Source organism: Achromobacter aegrifaciens, assembly GCF_902859965.1.
Taxonomy (GTDB): Bacteria; Pseudomonadota; Gammaproteobacteria; order Burkholderiales; family Burkholderiaceae_B; genus Achromobacter; species Achromobacter aegrifaciens.
On record NZ_CADIKO010000001.1, the window covers coordinates 612,272 to 630,617 of the forward strand.

An 18,346-nucleotide genomic window follows, 5' to 3' on the forward strand; every position below is an offset into this window, starting at 1 on the left:
AGGACACTGCCCCGCTCTACGCCCCCGGTATCAGTTCGCCGTGGCGCCCGAATCCTTGACGGCCTTGGCCCAGGCCGCGATCTCGCTCTGGATGAAGGCGCCAAACGCCGCCGTGTTCAGGCTGGAGGCCTGCGCGCCCTCTTCCATCAGGCGCTGCTTGACCGCAGGCGCGGCCAGCGCGCCGCTCAACGCCTGGTTCAGCGTGGCGACCACCGCGTCCGGCGTGCCCGCCGGCGCAACGATGCCGTGCCACGACACGGCCTGAAAGCCCGGCAGGCCCGATTCCGCCATGGTGGGGATATCCGTCATGGCGGGCGAACGCTGCGGCGAGGTAACCGCCAGCGCGCGCAGCGTGCCGGCCTTTACGTGCGGCAGCACGCCGGGAATGGTCGTGAACATGAAGTCGATCTGGCCGCCGATCAGGTCGGTGATGGCCGGACTGCCGCCCTTGTAGGGGATGTGCGTGAACTGGAGCTTCGCGGCGCTCTTGAACATCTCGCCGGCCAGATGGCCAGGCGTGCCCGCGCCGGCCGAGCCCATGTTGATCTTGTCGCCCTGCGAACGGATGTAGGCAACCAGCTCCTGCACATTGGCAGCCTGCACCTGCTTGCCCACCACCAGCACATTGGGCACGGTGGCCAGCAGCGTCACGGGCGTGAAGTCCTTCACCGCATCGTACGAAATCCGCGAGTACAAGGACGGATTGATGCCATGCGTGCTGGCAGTTGCCAAGAGCAGCGTGTAGCCGTCCGGCGCGGACATCGCCACCTGCTTGGCGGCGATGGTGCCGTTGGCACCGCCCTTGTTGTCGATGACGATGGTTTGCCCCAGCGTCTTCGCCGCCTCCGCCGCAACGGTGCGCGCCAGGATATCCGAGGTGCCGCCCGCGGAATGCGGCACCACCAGCGTGATCGGCTTCGAGGGGAAGGACTGGGCTTGCGCCGGCAAGGCCGGCAGCAGACAGGCGGCCAGCGCGGCACGCGCCAGCAAGGAAGTGCGGAACATTGAAGTCTCCTGGTTTGTTGTCGGTCGCGGCGCCGTCGACGGACGCCGTCATGGCCGCGCGGCTGCGCGGTGCTTCAATCCGAGCCCAGTTGCAGCTTGTTGGGCTGGCGTTTCTCGATGGCCCACTTCAACAACGCGGCCGAACGATAGATGCCGTGGGCGAACTTGCCGTAGGGCAGCGTCAGGAATAGCGCCATCACCACGCCCAGGTGAATCGCCAGCAGCAGCGCCATCGCGCCGCCGTCGCGGCCGGCCAGCAAGGCCAGGCCCGTGGCGCTGGTCAGGAACAGCAGCGCAATGAAGCCGCGGTCCATGGGCTTTTGCGCCGCGTCGCCCTGCTGCGGATGACGCTTGAGGTTCAACCACAGCAGTCCCGCGGGTCCGATCAACAGGCCGACGCCGCCTGCCGTACCCAGCAGCACAGGCGCGCTCCAGAAGGGATACGGCGCCTGCTGGTCCAGCAGATAGTGATACAGCGTCGCCACGCTGGTGGCGGCGAAACACAGCATGAAGCCGTAGAACGTGAAGTGATGGAAGCGGCGGCGCCACAAGGTGAAGGCGTCGTCCGCGTTGTTGCAGCCCTTGCCATGCCCCCCATCCAGGTAGCGCAGGCGCAGGGCGTCATGCGCCGCTTCCGCCACTGCAGCGCCTGTGGCCGCGCCCGGACTGACATTGCGCCAGAAGCGCGTCACGCCCACGCCCAGCGCCAGCATCGCAAAGCCGAACACCGCGCCGAACATCAGCGCCAGCGTGTTGTGCGGGAACACCGCGTAGAAATTGCCGGCCATGGGCTCATGGAACAAGCCGCCCGCCATCAGCACGGCCATCGCCAGGAACAGTGCCAAGCCCGCAGCGGCGGCCAGCGACACGGTCAGGCCATTGCGCTTATACAGGGCGCCCAGCGCTGCGGGCCAGGCATAATCGGTGTACGTCTGCATCCGCACCCGCGCCATGGATTGCGGCACGTTCACCGCGAACTCGTGCGGCGGCGCGTACTGGCAGGCATGCAGACAGGCGCCGCAGTTGTGGCACAGGTTGGCCAGGTAGTTCAAGTCGGCCTTGCCGAATTCCAGGCGACGGGTCATGGCGGGAAACACCGCACAGAATCCTTCGCAATAGCGGCAGGCGTTGCAGATCTGCATGACGCGGGCGACTTCGGTTTCATCGCCCGTCAGCAGATCCGCCCGGCGTTCGGCCTGTTTGCCATGCCAGCGCACCGGCTGCTCTGCCATGACGGGCGCTGCCTCGCCATGCTGCGTGGAAAAGGACTGGGCCTCGCGGGCCAGGGCTTCAAGCTGCTTCATGTCGTGCTTCCGCGTTATGCCGGCCGCGCGCGGCGGCGGCGGCCCGGGTGCCGGCGATGCGGCCGAAGGCCGTGCCGATGGACATCCCCACCCCGGCCGTATAGCCCTTGCCCAGCACATTGCCTGCCATCATTTCGCCCGCGACGAACAGGTTGTCGCTGGGCACGTCGCTGAACCGGACCGCGGCGGTGTCGTCCACCTTCAGGCCCAGGTAGGTAAAGGTGATGCCGGGCCGCAAGGCATAGCCATAGAACGGCGCCGTGTCGATGGGCCGCGCCCAGTGCGTCTTCGCCGGCGCCAGGCCTTCGGTATGGCAGTCGTCCAGCGCCGTATGGTCGAACTTGCCGACGCGGCAGGCCGCGTTGTAGTCGCGCACGGTCTGCTCGAAGACCGCCGGGTCCAGCCCCAGCTTCACCGCCAGTTCCGGCAAGGTGTCGGCCTGCACGCCCGGGAACACCGGCGGCATGAAGCGGCCCACGGCCTTGGCGTCAATGATGGAATAGGCGATCTGGCCCGGCTGCATGGCTGTCAGGCGGCCCCAGATCGCGTAGCGCTTGGGCCAGAAGTCCTCGCCCTCGTCGTAGAAGCGCCTGGCCTCCCGGTTGACCACCACGCCCAGCGACACGCAATCGATGCGCGTGCAGATGCCGCCGTCGTACAGCGGCGCGCGCGCATCGATTGCCACGCAATGCGACTGCGACGGATCGCCGATGCTGTCCGCGCCGGCGTCCAGCATGAACTTCAGCAGCACGCCCATGTTGTAGCGCGTGCCGCGGATCAGGAAATTGTCGGCCGGCCATTCGCCGCGCTCGTTCTGGCCCCAGGCTTCGCGCAGCCACTCGCGGTTGGACTCGAAGCCGCCGGCCGCCAGCACGCAGGCGCGCGCCTCGATGCGCTCATGGCCGATGCGCGCCGCCACGAAGCGCCCTTCCTCCAGCTCCAGCGAGTCGACCGGCGCGTCGTAGCGGATCTGCACGCCCAGCGCTTCGGCGCTGCGATAGTAGGCGTTGACCAGGGCCTTGCCGCCGCCCATGAAGAAGGCGTTGGTGCGCGCCACATGCAGCGCGCCGGACAAGGGCGGCTGGAAGTTCACGCCATGGCGGCGCATCCAGTCGCGACAGGTGGAGGACTCGCGGATGACCAGCCGCGCCAGATGCTCGTTGGTCAGCCCGCCCGTCACCTTGAGCAGATCCTGCCAGTATTCTTCCTCGGGATAGGCCTCGACCAGCACGTCCTGCGGCGCGTCGTGCATGCAGCGCAGATTGCGCGTGTGCTGCGAATTGCCGCCGCGCCATTCGCGCGGCGCCGCTTCCAGCAGCAGCACGCTGGCGCCGGCCTCGCGCGCCATCAGGGCCGCGCACAGCGCCGCGTTGCCCCCTCCCACCACCAAGACGTCGACCATGCCATCGTTCCTCTTCCAAGGAACGGACTGTAGCGAGCGGCAGCGCCCGCCGATATCAGCCAGCCGTCAACAGGTCTTCATGAATCGTGAAGAGCCACCACCGGCCATTTGCCCTCGCGCGCCAGCGTGCGCGACACATCGGCCAGCACCAGGCGGGCGGCCAGCGCCGCAGGCGACAGCTCGTCCTCCGACAGGCTGGCCAGCAGATTGGGGCGGTACAGGTGCGCGTCGTCGATGCGCGCCATGTGCAGCTGGCCCGGCGCGATCCGGGCCATGGCGGAACTGGGCTGGATGGTGGCCACGTGGCCCAGTTGCACCACGTCCATCAGCACCGGCAGGCCGTCCACCTCCACCGCCACAAGCGGCGTGCGGCCCGATTGCTGATACGCGTTGTTGACCAGCGCCCGCAGCCCGTGGCGTCCACTGGGCAGGACCAGAGGCAGATGCGAAATGGCCTCGATGCGCGTGGTCTCGCCGGCAGGCAAACCCGCCATGTCCGGCCGCGCCAGCAGGAACAGCGGCTCGTCCAGCAAGGGCGTCACGCTCCAGCGGCGCGCGGATTCCGCCTGGAACACGATGGCCAGGTCCAGCATGCGGCCGTTGAGCATGTCGCTCAGATGGCCCGACAGCGCCTCCACCAGATGCAGACGGATGTCGGGATAGCGCTCGTTCATGGCCTGCACGAAGGGCGCGCCCAGGATGGCGGCGGTGGTGGAAGGCAGGCCCACGCTGACGTGGCCCGCCAGCCTGGCCTGCTGCGCGGCATGTACCGCATCGTCGGCGTGGCGCAACGCCAATTGCGCCTGACGGAAGAACGCCAAGCCCGCGTCGGTGGGCTCCACGCCGCTGGCGCTGCGCCGCAGCAGCCGCGTGGACAGCTCGCCCTCCAGCCGGCTGATCTGTTGGCTGAGCGCCGACGTCACCATTCCTATGGACTGCGCGGCGCGGCCGATGCTGCCCGCCTCCACGACGCGGACGAAGTAACGCAGTTGGCGCAGTTCCATGGGCGGCCCCGGCTTTCCAGAAGGGATGACAGGGCCGATTGTAGAGGCAGGGTACGCGCGGCGTTATCCGGGGATCGTCAGGCCCCTGGCCACCGCAGGACGCGCCACGAAGGCTTCCAGCACCCGGGCGACATTCTTGAAGCGCGAGAACTCCACCAGCTCGCCCGCGCCGTAGAAACCCACCAGGTTGCGCACCCAGGGCAGGATGGCGATGTCGGCGATGGTGTACTCGTCGCCCATCACCCAGTCACGGCCTTCCAGGCGCTGGTCCAGCACGTTCAAGAGGCGCTTGGATTCTTCCGCGTAGCGGTCGCGCGGGCGCTTGTCTTCATAGTCCTTGCCCGCGAACTTGTGGAAGAAGCCCAGCTGGCCGAACATCGGGCCGATGCCGCCCATCTGGAACATGACCCATTGCAGCGTCTCGTAGCGCCCCGCCGTGTCCGCCGGCAGGAACTTGCCCGCCTTGCTGGCCAGGTAGATCAGGATGGCGCCGGACTCGAACAGGCCCAGCGGCTTGCCCTCGGGACCATTGGGATCGAGGATGGCCGGGATCTTGTTGTTCGGGCTGAGCGACAGGAATTCGGGCGAAAACTGGTCTTTGGCGTCGAAGCTGACCCGGTGGACCTCGTAGGGCAGCCCGGTTTCCTCCAGCAGGATCGACACCTTCACGCCATTGGGCGTGGGCAGCGAATACAGCTGGATGCGGTCGGGGTGCCGGGCGGGCCACTTCTTGGTGATGGGAAAGGCGCTGAGGTCGGTCATGCGGGGGCTCCAGGGGGAGGGGCGGAAAGGTCGGGGTAATCCTAGCGCAAATCCGGTCCGCCGCGCCGCCGGATGAAATCCCCTAGCGCAGGTCTTCGGGATTCATCGACGCATCGCGCACGTACTTGTCGCCCGGCTCAGGTTGCAGCGTGGCCTCGATCTCCGGCGGAAACGCCGGGATCTTGCTGGTCTGCATCACCGCCCAGCGCATGATGGCATGCAGGTAGTTGAAGGGCACCATGACCAAATACATGAGGCCAGGGCTCTGCGCATCATTGGCGAAGATGCGTTCCTTGCTGAAGGCGAAACTCTCGCGCTTGCCGTCGACGGGCATGCAGTACAGGACCGCATCCAGCACCGCCTGAGGACCCTCTTCCATGTACCGGCGCAGGAACTCCCAGTGGGAATAGGCATTTTCGACGCGGCTGGTGGCGATGCAAAAGGCGAAGGTGTCCTGCACCGTGACGCCGTCCTCGGCCAGGATCAGGCCGCGTATGTCCCAGTTGAGCCAGCCGAACGTGCCCTTGCCTCGGCCCAGCGTGAAGTAAATCTTGTCCCAGGGCGCCGTCAAGACGGTGCCATTCAGCCGGAACACGTGTACCAGCCGGCGCTTGCGATCCAGCGCGATGGGATAGTAGGTCCAACGGAACATCTCCTTGCACGCAATCCAGACGCCAGCCAAGCCCAGCATGGCGAACATCGCCATTCCGATGAAGATCGCTTCCCAGAGACCGTTCTCATTGGGCAGATCGCCCGCTACCAGAATCCAGGCCAGCATCAGGATGCCACCCACACCAAAGGCGATTCCTATGGCGCCGATCAGTGCAATAAAGCCTCGCCAGCCATACCAGCGATCCACCGACAGCAGGCTGTTGGAATTCATCTTCACGACGCAGAGCTGCGCCAGCAGCGGCACATCGAGACGCTTCTTTTGCAGCAAGCGATGCTCGCGGTCGAACTCCGAAAGCGGACGATCGTTAGGGAACCTGGACATCAGTCCCGTAAAGTCCATCACGACCCTCCCAAGGCCACGCGCAGGCTGTTCATCTCTTGCTGCACCCCATAGTAGTAATCGGCCCCGGCCTGTCCCTGCAGTTTCCCCCACAGACAGCGCTTCAGCCATTCATCGATCTTGTTGCCCTTGAACTTCTCTATCAATATCGCCACGATGATCAGGAGCACCGCCGCGATCAGGCCCACGACCGTGGCCGACAGGGCGAACGCTCCGATGACAACCAGGCTGAGGATACCCGAGGCAAGGTAAAGCCCGCCCATCAAGCCGTTCTTTTCAATCGTGAATTGGTCCGCGGCAGATTTGAAATCGAACACGGCCATGATGACGCCAGTGACGACGCCTATGCGGCCGCCCCATCGCACCAGCAGAGAACCGGTGGTTTCAAGTCCCACCCCAATCCCCAGCCGCATACCCGCGGCCTGCCGGCTCTTGAGCGCCACGCCCAGTACGTCTGCCACCGAGCCGCCCGCCGACGCGATGCCGACCACGAACTTCCAGCTCGCGTCGCTGCGTTCGTGAGGCATGGCCGATTCCAGGTCGCTCCAGAGCTTGTACACCGCCACAGTCTGGAACAGGCAGCCGACGACGCCGACACGGACGTCCGTGTTGATCGCGGTGCGCCAGCGCGACAGTTCCCGGGCTTCGTATTCCTCGACCGTCATGGTGGTCTGCGCCAAGGCCCTGGCCCTATCCGCGGCCCGCAGGTCCGTTGACACATTGGCGGCAGCGTCCCTGTCCACCAGCATGAACCAGCGCTTCTTGTCGGTGCCCTCCAGCTGTTCGCCGCGCACCTCCAACCGCCGCAGCTCGTCCGCCACCGCCTGCTCCATCTGGCGCATGCTCACCTGGCTGCCATGCTGGCGCAGTACCTCGCGGATCAGCGCGGCGCGGAAAGCCTTCTTGCCGCCCTCGACTTCCACGATCGCCACGTTCTGCCGCGCCAGCAGGCCCACGTACATCGCCAGCTTGCGCGCGATGCCGCTATCCACGCCCAGCCTGAGCACATGCACAACCGGCCCCATGACCTGCTCCAGCAGGCGCGCGGTCTTGTCCATCTGACCTTCGCTCAGCACCTTGAGCCCGGTCTTGTAGGCCTCGTGCAGATTGCCCCAGGGGATGGCCTTCCAGTCGAGCGCCGCTTCGTGCGCCTCGACCACCTTCTTGACCACGAAATCCTGGTTGTGGAACATGGCGCGCAGCAACAGGTTGCGCGTGTCGTCCGGTTCCCCCTGTAGCCAGTCCGCATACTGCTTGAAGCAAATGCGCTTGTCCTGGGTTCCGTCGATGCACAACGCAAGGACCGTCTGGTAAACCGCACCGCTATCCGCGTTATTGGAGTCGTAGTTGCATTCGAACGAATCGAGCGTTTTCTGGCAGGTGATCCACGCCACGTGCGCCTTCGCCAAGGGCACGATGGTCGCCGCGTCGAATTGCGCCAAGCGCTCGTCGAATCCCTTCTGCCATGCCCTGCGCGCGTTCTCGTCGTAATTGTCGAAGTACTTCGACCAGGCTTCCCAGCGCACCTTGCCGCGCTCGGCCTCGGTCGGATGGCGATAGTCCTCCGCCTCGGCCATGCGCTGCTTCTTGTTCTCCGGCATCAGCCAGTCCGCCAGCATCTGGCCTACCGCCAGCCCCCCGGCCCCCGACCCTCCCGGGCCGGCTCCCATACTCGGAGTCGTGGTCCCATAGACCGTATGGTTGGTGGCATCCCGGCCTCTTTGCTCCAGGAACTCGCTCTCGGCCGACTGCATGATGATTTCGCTAAGAGACTCGATGGACTTCGACACGGTCAGGGGACGCAGGTCCTCCTTGTTCGATACGAAGTCGTCGAAGCGTATGCGCATCAGCCGCGCGAGATCCTGCAGGATTCCGGTGCTGTCCGGCAGCGCCAGCATCAGGCCCTTGCCGGGCAGGAAGGCCTCCGCGGCGTTCTCGATCATTTCCCCCATCCAGCCCTTCACGTCGTAATAGCCGACGGTGCTCCAACCCAGCAACTGCTGCTTCTGATGTTGATCCAGGTCGCGCTTGCGATGCACCTGGTAGTCCGCGGCCGTATCCTTCAGGGTGTTGATGCTCTTGGCATTTGCGTGCTTGCCGCTGCTGAGCCAGGCCTGCACATCGAACTTGAACATGTGCCGCTCGCGCATATCGGCGCCCTTCTTGCCCTTGTGCGCCTTGCACACGTCCTTGGTCCACTGCACGTCCGAAAACGCCAACCATACGAATGTCGCTTTTTTGGCGTTCGGAATAGTCAGCAGCGAAGCCTTGGCTTCGTGGTCCATCGTGCAAGTAAAGGTCCGGTCGCAGTCCTGCACCGGCTTGTCGAGATCAAAGTTGTACAGCGTGGCGTTTTCGTTGACGTAGTAGCCCTTCAGCTCAGAGCGCGCCTCGTCATAGACGTACAGATAGCCCGGACGCAGCAGCCGCACGCCATAGCGCGCGCTGTCACCCAGGGGCCGCTCTGCCAGCTGCGGCGTGTTCAGGTCGCCGTCCAGCGCCGCAAAGGCACCGTCGTTCTTCAGCACCGCGTAGCGCAGCGGCATGATGGGCAGGCCGATCCGGTGAAACGGGCAATCCTCTCCGCAATCCAGCGACGAGCGCTTCTTCCCGCAGTTCTTTGCATCATCGGCCATCGGGCTCTCCAGTTCGTTCCATATCCGCGCGCACGCTGGACCAGTCCTCATCCGACAGGTCCTGGACCGCAGCAAGGTAGGGGTAATCATCTTCGGGCTGCATTGCTGCCAGGCAGGCGCGGACCCGCTCGTGGCGGTGGAAGGCGGGGTGCACGTCCAGGGCATGCCGTGCAAACGCCTTGCGCTCCTGCGCGGTCGCCAGGCCCAGTTCGCGGGCCGTGCGGAAATGCGCCATCACCTTCTGGCCCAAGGCGACGCGCCCTTCGGGCTCCAGCGTATCCAGGTCCGACAGCACTTCATTCAGGGCCTGCAGCTGGGTCAAGGCGAAGGACTGATCCACGCTCAGCTTCGGACGCGCCGCCCCCTCGGCGTCGGGGCGCGCCACCGCACGCCATGCGCCATCCAGGTGGAACACGAAGCGCTGCACCGGCCCGCAAAGCCAGACCAGCTGCGCCGGGTCCAACATCCATGGCAGCTGGACCAAAACGCGCGGATCAAAAAAGCGGAAAAAGCACGGGCCCTGTCCCGCGATGTCGACGATCATCCGCGAGCGCAGATGCGCGGCAACGGCATCGGCGGGCTGATCGGACTGCAACAGCAGCCCCAGCCAGAGATCCTCGCCATCGAGCAAGGCCTGGTTCAGGCTAGCCAGCGCCTGCACCTTGTCCGCCGCTGGCATTGCGGTCAGGTCCACCAACCGGGGCATGAGTCCCGGCATTTTCCGTAGCGCCGGCGGCACCAGGGCTTCGGCCTGGACGCAGGCCGGCACGCCGGCCGTCCGCTCGTCCTGGATGAGGCCAAAGCCATGGGCGCTGAAAGCCTGGTAATCGAGCATGCCGCCTTCCTCCCGCCTCAACCCAGCGGCACCACGGCGCCGCCGCGCTGGGCCGCGCCGCGCACGCGCGCTTCGCACAAGGGGCTGGCTTCGTTGAAGACCAGGTTCGCCTGGCTGCTTTCCGGGCCGACCCAGTTATGCACGCCGGCCTTCAGCTCGACCTTCCCCGGCGCATGGAGCTGAATGCCGCCGCCCTCCACCCGCACATAGGCGCCGCCGGCCGTCGCCAGCACGCGCTTGGCCGCCTGCACCGTCACGCCGGCCTGCGCCGACGCGAAGGTCACCGCCTTTTCCGCGGACAGAGTCATCTTGGCATCCTGACTGTGCAGGCGCAGCTTGCCGCCCGCCGCATGCAGCAGCAGCCCCTGGCCCTGCACCGGGCTGCCGCCGGACGCCTTGCGGCCAAGCGTGAACAACACCGCGCCGCCGGCCACGCCCACCGCCAGGTTGGCGCTGCTGACCCAGTTCACGTCCGGCGCCACCTGCGCCAACGACGCCCCGGCCGCCAGGAAGGCGTTGGCCGGCGTGTATTGGCCGATGCCGCTGGGCGCGCTCACTTGGACCTGTGGTTCGCTATAGGCGGCAACGGGCTCGCCCTCGGGCGCGTCCTGCTTCGCGTCGATCACCTCCAGGACGTGCTTCAATGCATCCTGCGCCGGCAGTGTTTCCGGATCGTCTTCCAGCACCGCGTTCTGTCGCGCTGCCGCCTGCGCCAACTCCTCCGCTGAACGCGCCGCCCGCTCGATCTGCTTGGCCGCTTCCGAGCTGTCCAGCAACGCACCCTCGGCGTTCCCGCGCAGGTCCGCGCTGATCAGCAGACCGGAGCCGCCGCGCAGCGCCACCGCCTCTCGGGTCGACAGTTCCGCGCCGTGGCCCAGGTCCTGCAGTCTTTCGTTGTCGCGCTGCTGCTTGATATGGCCCAGGTTCAGGCGGCTCTCGGCCTGCGTGGTCGAAGCCGTCAGACGCGACTGTCCGGGCGTGTCGTCGTGCACCAGCTGGTTGTAGCCGCCGGTGCCCTGGCCGCTGCTGGCCAGCGCCTGCGTCTTGAAACCGGACATCACCACGTTGTGCGCATGACCGTCGGCGCCGCCCGCGAACCAGGCGGGCGCGTTGCCGGTGGCGTTGGCGGCGCCGCCTTGCACCTGGTTATGCGCGGCGTCCTCGGCGCCTGCGCCGTTGTAGAGCGCCCCCACCACCACGGGCCGGTCGATGTCGCCGTGCAGGAACTCGACCAGCACTTCCTGGCCGACGCGCGGCACGAAGTTCCCGCCCCAGTCGCCGCCCGCCACGGACTCCGCCACCCGCACCCATGTGCCAAGTTCGTCCTTGGCCGGCGCGTTCTCGTCGCCCGAAGGATGCTCCAGGCGGCTGCTGGAAGCCTTGCCGCGTTGCCAATGGAACTGCACCTTGACGCGGTGATCGCGGTCGGTGTGCACCGGCGCCTCGGCGCCCACCACCAGCGCGGTCTGCGCGCCGTACACGGTGGGCCGCGGATGCAGGCGTTCGCCGTGCCCGTCGCGCGTGGCCTTGCGGAATTCCGTATCGATGCCGATGCAGGTAAAGGTATTGCGGTAGAAGTCGGCCTCGGCTGCCTGCGGACCGGTCTCGCCCAGCGCCTCGCGCACGGCGCGGCCCAGGTCCTCGTCGAAGTTGTTGCGGGCCTCGTGCCGCACGGCGATCGCCACATAGGCGGCCCCGCCCTGCTGATAATGCCCGGTCAGCTCAAAGCGCTGGCCCGGCGCCAGCGTGCGCACCGTGCCCGCGCCTTCGCAGCTGTCCTGGCCCACGCGCAGCGCGGCCAGCGCGATGTGCGCCAGGCGTTCGCCCTGCGCACTGTCCTCGTAGGCGTACTGGCCGGGATAGTCATTGACGACCAGATCCATCGCGCCCTTCGCGCCGCCGCCATCGACCTGGGCCGCCACCGGCCTGGCCTGGGCGCTGCGGTAGTCCCAGCTGGCCATGCGCACCGCATTGGTTTGCCAGCGTGCGCGCCGGCTCCATTGCTGGATGCTGTCCTCGGTCTCCGTCACGTCGGCGCGCGCGAAGCGCACGCTGGCCTGCGCGCCAGGCTGAAAGGCGCCGTTGTGGTCGGCAATGATCAGCGTGTGGCTGCCCTCGCCTTCGCCGGCCTCATGCTCCACCCAGTAGAACAGGCCTTCTTCGGCCAGCAGGCGCTCGACGAAGGCATGATCGGTTTCGCGATACTGCACGGTGAGGCTGCGCTTGGGGTAGGCGGCGCGGTCCTTCACCACCCAGCGCCATTGCGGCGCCAGCCCCCCCTGGTCCTTGTAATCGCCGAAGATGCTGTCGACGATTTCAATGACTGTCTTGTCCTGATAGGCAAAGCTGTCGCGGCGCGCGCGCAGAAACGCGAGCCAGGGCTCCAGCGTCAATCCATAGCGCGCCAGCCCGCCGTTGGCGCCCTGGAACTCGGCCGCCATGATGTAGCCATTCCAGACACGGGGCTGTTCGCGGCCCAGCGCGGTCTGCAGGCGCAGCGTCGCCGGCTTGCCCAGCAGTTCGGACAAGGGGATGCCGGCATCGTCCGACAGCGCAGTCAGTTCCAGCCGGAACGCGCCGTCCGACAGGGTCTCCGTGGCGGACAGCGTTTCCGCGACGAGCCGGTTGGCGCCCAGCGGCGTGCGCAGGTCCAGCAAACGGTTGGCCTGGTCGACCGACGCGATCGACATTCGGGAAAGGCCGGCATTATCCATCGGCATGTCAGGCTCCGGCGTCAGGCAAGGCGGTAACGGAAATCGCCGTTCTTGCCGGCGGTAACGCGGATGCGGGCGATGGCCTCGCCCTGCGCCATGCGGCCCAGCACCTGTTCCGCGATTTGCGGCAACAGCGTGCCATTCAGGATGTGGTCGACGTTGCGCGCCCCCGTATCCACCTCGGTGCAGCGCGCCAGCACGGCCTCCACCAGCGCCTCGTCCCATTCGAAGACGGCGCGGTGATTGGCCTGGACCCGCTGCGCGATGCGGCCGAGCTTCAGCCCGATGATGCGGGCCAGCGCGTCGTCGTCCACCGGGTAATAGGCGATGGTCTTCATGCGGCCCAGGAAGGCGGGCTTGAAGGCCTTGTACAGCTGCGGCGCCAACAGTTCCTGCAAGGCCTCGGGATCGGGCCGTTCCTCCGCGCTCTTGTTCAGGCACGCCTGCATGATGGCCGAGGACCCGACATTGGAGGTCAGGATGATGAGCGTGTTGCGGAAATCGATTTCGCGGCCTTCGGCGTCGTCCATCACGCCCTTGTCGAACACCTGGAAGAACAGCTCCAGCACGTCCGGATGAGCCTTCTCGATTTCGTCCAGCAGCACCACGCTGTAGGGCTGGCGGCGCACCGCCTCGGTCAGAACGCCGCCCTCGCCGTAGCCCACGTAGCCCGGCGGCGAGCCCTTCAGGCCCGATACGCTGTGGGCTTCCTGGTACTCGCTCATGTTGATGGTGACCAGCTTGCGTTCGCCGCCATACAGCACGTCGGCCACGGCCAGCGCGGTCTCGGTCTTGCCCACGCCCGAGGGGCCGATGAAGAGGAACACGCCCTTGGGTTTGTTCGGGTCCTCCAGGCCGGCGCGCGCGGTGCGCACGCGCTGCGCGATGGCGTGCAAGGCATGGTCCTGGCCGATGACGCGTTCGGCCAGCAGGGGCTGCAGTTCCAGCACCGTGCGAATTTCGTCATTGACCATGCGGCCCAGCGGAATGCCAGTCCAGGCCGACACGATCTCGGCGATGACCTGCGCGTCCACGAAGGCCGGCACCAACGGCGCCTCGCCCTGCAAGGCGCGCAGTTGCTGCTGCAGTTCGGCCAGTTGCGCCTGGCCGGGCGTGGCGACGGGTTCGGCCGCCTTGCCCGAGCGGCGCTTGCCGGCGGGCTCCGGCGTCACGTCCGTTCCCGCCGCTTCCAGTTCCTCGCGCAGCGCGTGGATCTGCCTGACCAGCTCGCTTTCCTGCTCCAGCCGCGCTTCCGCGTCCGTCAACGCGGCGCGCGTGGCGTCCATTTCCTGATCCAGTTCGCGCAGGCGCGCGGATTGCGCCGCGCCCGCCGCGGCTTCGCGGCGCAGGGCGGCGCGTTCGGTCTCCAGGCGCGCCAGGCGGTGGCGCGCGTCATCGATCAGTGCCGGCGTGGCGCTGCGGCCCAAGGCCACGCGCGCGCAGGCCGTGTCCAGCACACTGACGGCCTTGTCCGGCAGCTGGCGGCCGCTGATATAGCGGTGCGACAGACGCGCGGCGGCCACGATGGCCTCGTCCAGCACGCGCACGCCGAAGTGCTGCTCCATCAGCGGCGCCATGCCGCGCAGCATGCTGGCGGCCAGTTCCTCGCTGGGTTCTTCCACCTTCACGACCTGGAAGCGGCGCGCCAGCGCGGCGTCCTTCTCAAAGTACTTCTTGTATTCGCTCCAGGTGGTGGCGGCGATGGTGCGCAGTTCACCGCGCGCCAGCGCCGGCTTGAGCAGGTTGGCTGCGTCGTTCTGTCCGGCCTGCCCGCCCGCGCCTATCATGGTGTGGGCTTCGTCGATGAACAGGATGATGGGCGTGGAGCTTTGCTTGACCTCGTCGATCACATTCTTCAGACGGTTCTCGAATTCGCCCTTGACGCTGGCGCCGGCCTGCAACAGGCCCATGTCCAGCGTGCGCAGGGCCACGCCCGCCAGCGCCGGCGGCACGTCGCCCGCCACGATGCGCAGCGCCAGCCCCTCGACCACCGCGGTCTTGCCCACGCCGGCCTCGCCGGTCAGGATGGGATTGTTCTGGCGGCGACGCGTCAGGATGTCGATCATCTGGCGGATTTCGGCATCGCGCCCGATCACCGGATCGATCTTGCCTTCGCGCGCGCGCTCGGTCAGGTTGGCGGTGTATTGGTCGAGCGCCGGCGTCTTGGACAGGCCTGCAGCAGGGGCCGCGCCGTCCTGGGCAGCGTCCGCCGCCGGACTGTCGCCCAGCGCCACCGACTGGCCCGCCTCTTCGGAGCCCGCCGTCAGCGCGGCGAAATCGTGCTTCAGTTCATCCAGCCTGAACGATTCGAACAGGCGCGAACCGCGGCGCGCCAACTGGGCCAGGTCGGGCTCGGTCAGCAAGGCCAGCAGCAGATGGCCGGAACGGATGCGCGTGGTCTGCGTGTCCAGCGAAGCGATCAGCCAGGCATGTTCGAACAGCCGCGGCAGATGCGGCGAAAACACCGGCGTGCGGGTGTTGCCATTCTTGAAGCCGCGGATCTCGGCATTCAGGTCCGCTTCCAGCACCGAAGCCTCGATACCGCTGCGCCGCGCCACGATGCTGAAATCGCTGGCCGGCTTTTCCAGCAGCGCCAAAAACAGGTGTTCCAGGTCCACCTCATAGTGCCCCTGGGCCATGCACAGGCTGGCGGCGCGCTCGGCCGCCTGGCGGCAGGTCTGGTTGAGCTTTCCAATCAGGGTCTTCAAGGGTGTGGCCATATTCCAGGTCGTCTAGTCTCAATGTATGGTGTGCAATTCGTAGCTGGCGTCATCGCGGTCCGATGCCACCGCTTCGGTGCAAAGAAAGGAGTTCCAGCCCAGACGCGCGCCGCCGCCTTCGCCCAGCACGCTGCCGCCCACGTCTTCCTTGGCCATCACCAGCCGCACTTCGTATTCGAAGCTCATGCCGCCGAACATGGTCAGGAGTTTCTCCAGCGCCTGGGCGCGTGCGCCGCCGGGCAGGAAGTCGGTGAACGCGTCCTTGGACAAGGGGCCGATCCACAGCCGGATGCGCATGTCGCGCTGCCAGATGCGGTCGCCGGCCATGGCCGACACGCCCAGCACCGCGCCAGGCATGCCCAGCTGCGTGCGGTTCTGCGGCGGCACGTGATACCAGCGCCCGACGAACTGCTCCACCCGCAGCGGCACCTGGAAGTAGTCCGCCAGTACCCGTTGCAGGTAGGCCGCCGATACCGGCCGTTGGCGCGCGGCCGCGGCGTAGTGCGCCAGCGATTCGTCGAACACCCGACCCTGCCCCGACTGCAGGCGGTCGCGCAGCGCCGGATGGCCGATGCCGCCCAGCGCCAGCAGCAGCGGCAGGTAATGGTGGTCCTGTTCGGTCTCGTGCCGCACCGGCATGCGGTACTTCTTCCAGGCCGCGTAGAACAGCGCCGCCGCCCGGTTGGAGAAGATATCGAAGAAGGCGCGGGCGCCGCGGTCGCGCCGCGAGCTCTCGCGCGTGCTCAGGATCTCGGTGTAATGCAGCGGCATGGCGCCCTGTGCGCCCAACAGGCCAAAGAAGGCCGGTTCGATCTCCACTCGTCCCAGGTTGCCTGCTGCCAGCGCCGCCAGCCGCGCTTCGGTGTCTTCCAGCGCCTGGCCCTGCTTGTCATAGGCTGTCAGCGCGGCGATCTCGCTGGCGGGAAAGCCCAGCGAAGACGAGTTCAGGAAGCGCAGGTGCGCGGGCACGGCATTGCGCGCGCGGCTGCCTTCCTGCCGCGCGAACCACGACTCCAGCACCCGCACGGCCTGGAAGAACTTGAAGCGCTGCGGCTCGGCCAGCAGCGATTCGATTACGCTAGGATCGCGTCGCCGTTGCATGGAGCGCACCGTAGGATTTCTTCCGCGCCGCGGCGCGACAGCACAACCAGCTGCACGAAGCTGTTGGCATGCACGTATAGGCCGAAAAAGCGGTTGATCACCGCCACGAAGGCATGCAGGCTGGTGCCGACGAAGTTGTCTTCGTTGATCGTCAGCCGGATCTCGATGCCGCGCACGAAGGTCGCGAACGGCTCGCCGGGCATCCAGTGCGTGGCAGGCTTGTAGTCCAGGCCGACCAGCCCTTCTATCTGGCGCGCCGCCACCGCGGAGTGCGACAGGTCATACAGCCGCAGCGTCTCTTTCAACGCAGGCAGACCGCTGTGGACCAGCGACAGGTGGTTCAGAGCCAGATGCGAAATAAGGCGCCAGTGCGCCGCCCGCCCCTGCTGGAAACGATGCGTGTGCGTCGGCCGGCGCAACATGCGGATCTCACGCGCGATCGAGCCGCCCTCCAGGAACAGGTCCCCGCCCGGCTGCCCCACCGCCAGATGCGCGGGCAGGTCACGGTTGGTGCAGGTCAGTTCCAGGCTGAGGGTCTCGGTCTGCGGCAGCGAGGGATCGAAATCGATGTCGACGATGGACAACTCCATTTCGTAGCCCGGACTGCGCTCGGCCACCATGGCATTGCGTCGCGCCGTCCAGTAGTGACCGGCGCCCTCGGGCGTTTCGCCATGATGCAGCGAATAGAAGGGTCGGAATTCCACCACCGAATCGCCCTGCATGTTCTGCCGCACCTGGCGCACGCGGTCGATCGAATAGATCTCGTAGCCATAGGCGCGGCGCGCGTCGGCCACCACCGGATAGGACGCCTGCGCATGGGTGACGCGGATGGGATCGGCGCGTTGCGCGAACAGGTTGACCACGGGCGTGCAGCCCAGCCGGAAATTTTCCGCGGAGGCCGACTCCAGCAGGCGCGCCGTGTTCGAATCCGCGCGCACGCCCTTCAATGCCAGATGCAGGGTGATTTCACGCACCGGCCCTGCCGCGCGCCTGAGCGCCGCGAGGTCGATGTCCACGAAGTTGAATTTCTCGGAGAACGCGAAGTACTCCGCCAGCAGCCGGTAGGCGGGATGCGAGCTGGCCGGGAAGTCGATCAGGGCTTCGTCCTCGGACAGCCCCACCTCCGCCAGCGGCACATCCTGCATGCGGTTCCAGCGGCCCGGCTGTGTTTCAAGATAGGCCGCGGCGGTGCGCAGGAACAGGCAGTCTCGCAGCGCGGCTACGAATGAGGGCTCGCCATGCAGGTATACGCGCAGGCGGTCCACCGCCAGGGTGGAAAAATTCTGGGTTTCTGCCAGGCAGGCCAGCGTCAGCGACAACCGGCCCGTCACGCCCGCCGGCAGGCTAGCTGCAGACGGTGCATTGGCCGTGGCCGCGAACACCGCCTGGCGTACGCTCACCGGCGCCAGGGTCACGTCGTACGCCGTGCGGAAACGGCACGCCACGCCGCGCACGGGATGCGACTTCAATTCCGTGCCGCGCGCCATGCGCACCGGCGCGGTCAGCTGCGAGGCCATGCCGCCCATGTCGAACTGCGCCACCGAGCACGAAGGGAACGGGCGCAGGTAATGCGGGTACATGACCTCGAACAACGCTTCCGTGAATTCCGGATAGTCGTCGTCCAGTTTCTTGTTGATGCGTGCGCCCAGCAGCGCGAACGATTCGATCATCCGCTCGACGTGCGGATCCTCGCAGGTTTCGCCGGATAGCCCGAGCCGCGCGGCGATCTTGGGATAGCGCTGCGCAAAATCGCGCGACGAACCGCGCAGAAAGCCCAGTTCGCGTTCGTAGTAAGGCAGCAGTTCTTCCATCTTTCCCTTCTTCGCCGGCGGCGTGCCGCCGGCGCCCGCG

General features: G+C 66.8%; 12 protein-coding genes. All 12 read right to left on the reverse strand.

Annotated features, from left to right (window positions below; genetic code table 11):
* Positions 1 to 30: 30 nt before the first annotated feature.
* The 12 genes from HV793_RS02900 to tssF all read right to left on the reverse strand — a co-directional run bounded on the left by HV793_RS02900 (position 31) and on the right by tssF (position 18,306).
* A complete protein-coding gene (locus HV793_RS02900; protein WP_119450343.1) occupies positions 31 to 1,005 on the reverse strand; it encodes a Bug family tripartite tricarboxylate transporter substrate binding protein in 975 nt (324 codons plus the stop codon).
* 74 nt (positions 1,006 to 1,079) lie between these two features.
* Positions 1,080 to 2,309 (reverse strand): tricarballylate utilization 4Fe-4S protein TcuB, encoded by a 1,230-nt coding sequence (tcuB, locus tag HV793_RS02905; RefSeq protein WP_054452028.1) that lies wholly within the window; start codon positions 2,307 to 2,309, stop codon positions 1,080 to 1,082.
* A complete protein-coding gene (tcuA, locus tag HV793_RS02910) occupies positions 2,296 to 3,711 on the reverse strand; it encodes an FAD-dependent tricarballylate dehydrogenase TcuA (RefSeq protein WP_125470132.1) in 1,416 nt (471 codons plus the stop codon). The genes tcuB and tcuA overlap by 14 nt, the downstream gene beginning before the upstream one ends.
* 77 nt (positions 3,712 to 3,788) lie before the next feature.
* Complete coding sequence (locus HV793_RS02915) at positions 3,789 to 4,715, reverse strand: LysR family transcriptional regulator (protein ID WP_119450346.1); 927 nt, start codon at positions 4,713 to 4,715, stop codon at positions 3,789 to 3,791.
* 63 nt (positions 4,716 to 4,778) lie between these two features.
* Positions 4,779 to 5,477 (reverse strand): glutathione S-transferase N-terminal domain-containing protein, encoded by a 699-nt coding sequence (locus HV793_RS02920; RefSeq protein ID WP_119450347.1) that lies wholly within the window; start codon positions 5,475 to 5,477, stop codon positions 4,779 to 4,781.
* 82 nt (positions 5,478 to 5,559) lie between these two features.
* Positions 5,560 to 6,471, reverse strand: coding sequence for a DUF6708 domain-containing protein (locus HV793_RS02925; protein ID WP_225588882.1), 912 nt, complete (start codon positions 6,469 to 6,471; stop codon positions 5,560 to 5,562).
* A 17-nt stretch (positions 6,472 to 6,488) separates the two neighbouring features.
* The gene (locus HV793_RS02930) at positions 6,489 to 9,125 is read right to left on the reverse strand and encodes a T6SS effector BTH_I2691 family protein (RefSeq protein WP_054452035.1); all 2,637 of its coding nucleotides are present in this window, start codon (positions 9,123 to 9,125) and stop codon (positions 6,489 to 6,491) included.
* Positions 9,115 to 9,960 (reverse strand): DUF4123 domain-containing protein, encoded by an 846-nt coding sequence (locus HV793_RS02935; protein ID WP_175212623.1) that lies wholly within the window; start codon positions 9,958 to 9,960, stop codon positions 9,115 to 9,117. Before HV793_RS02935 ends, HV793_RS02930 begins: the two co-directional genes overlap by 11 nt.
* Before the next feature lie 17 nt (positions 9,961 to 9,977).
* A complete protein-coding gene (locus tag HV793_RS02940) occupies positions 9,978 to 12,680 on the reverse strand; it encodes a type VI secretion system Vgr family protein (protein WP_175212624.1) in 2,703 nt (900 codons plus the stop codon).
* A gap of 14 nt (positions 12,681 to 12,694) precedes the next feature.
* A complete protein-coding gene (gene tssH, locus HV793_RS02945) occupies positions 12,695 to 15,394 on the reverse strand; it encodes a type VI secretion system ATPase TssH (protein WP_119450353.1) in 2,700 nt (899 codons plus the stop codon).
* 18 nt (positions 15,395 to 15,412) lie between these two features.
* Positions 15,413 to 16,504 (reverse strand): type VI secretion system baseplate subunit TssG, encoded by a 1,092-nt coding sequence (gene tssG, locus HV793_RS02950; protein WP_175161300.1) that lies wholly within the window; start codon positions 16,502 to 16,504, stop codon positions 15,413 to 15,415.
* The gene (gene tssF, locus HV793_RS02955) at positions 16,468 to 18,306 is read right to left on the reverse strand and encodes a type VI secretion system baseplate subunit TssF (RefSeq protein WP_175213144.1); all 1,839 of its coding nucleotides are present in this window, start codon (positions 18,304 to 18,306) and stop codon (positions 16,468 to 16,470) included. The genes tssG and tssF overlap by 37 nt, the downstream gene beginning before the upstream one ends.
* Positions 18,307 to 18,346 lie beyond the last annotated feature (40 nt).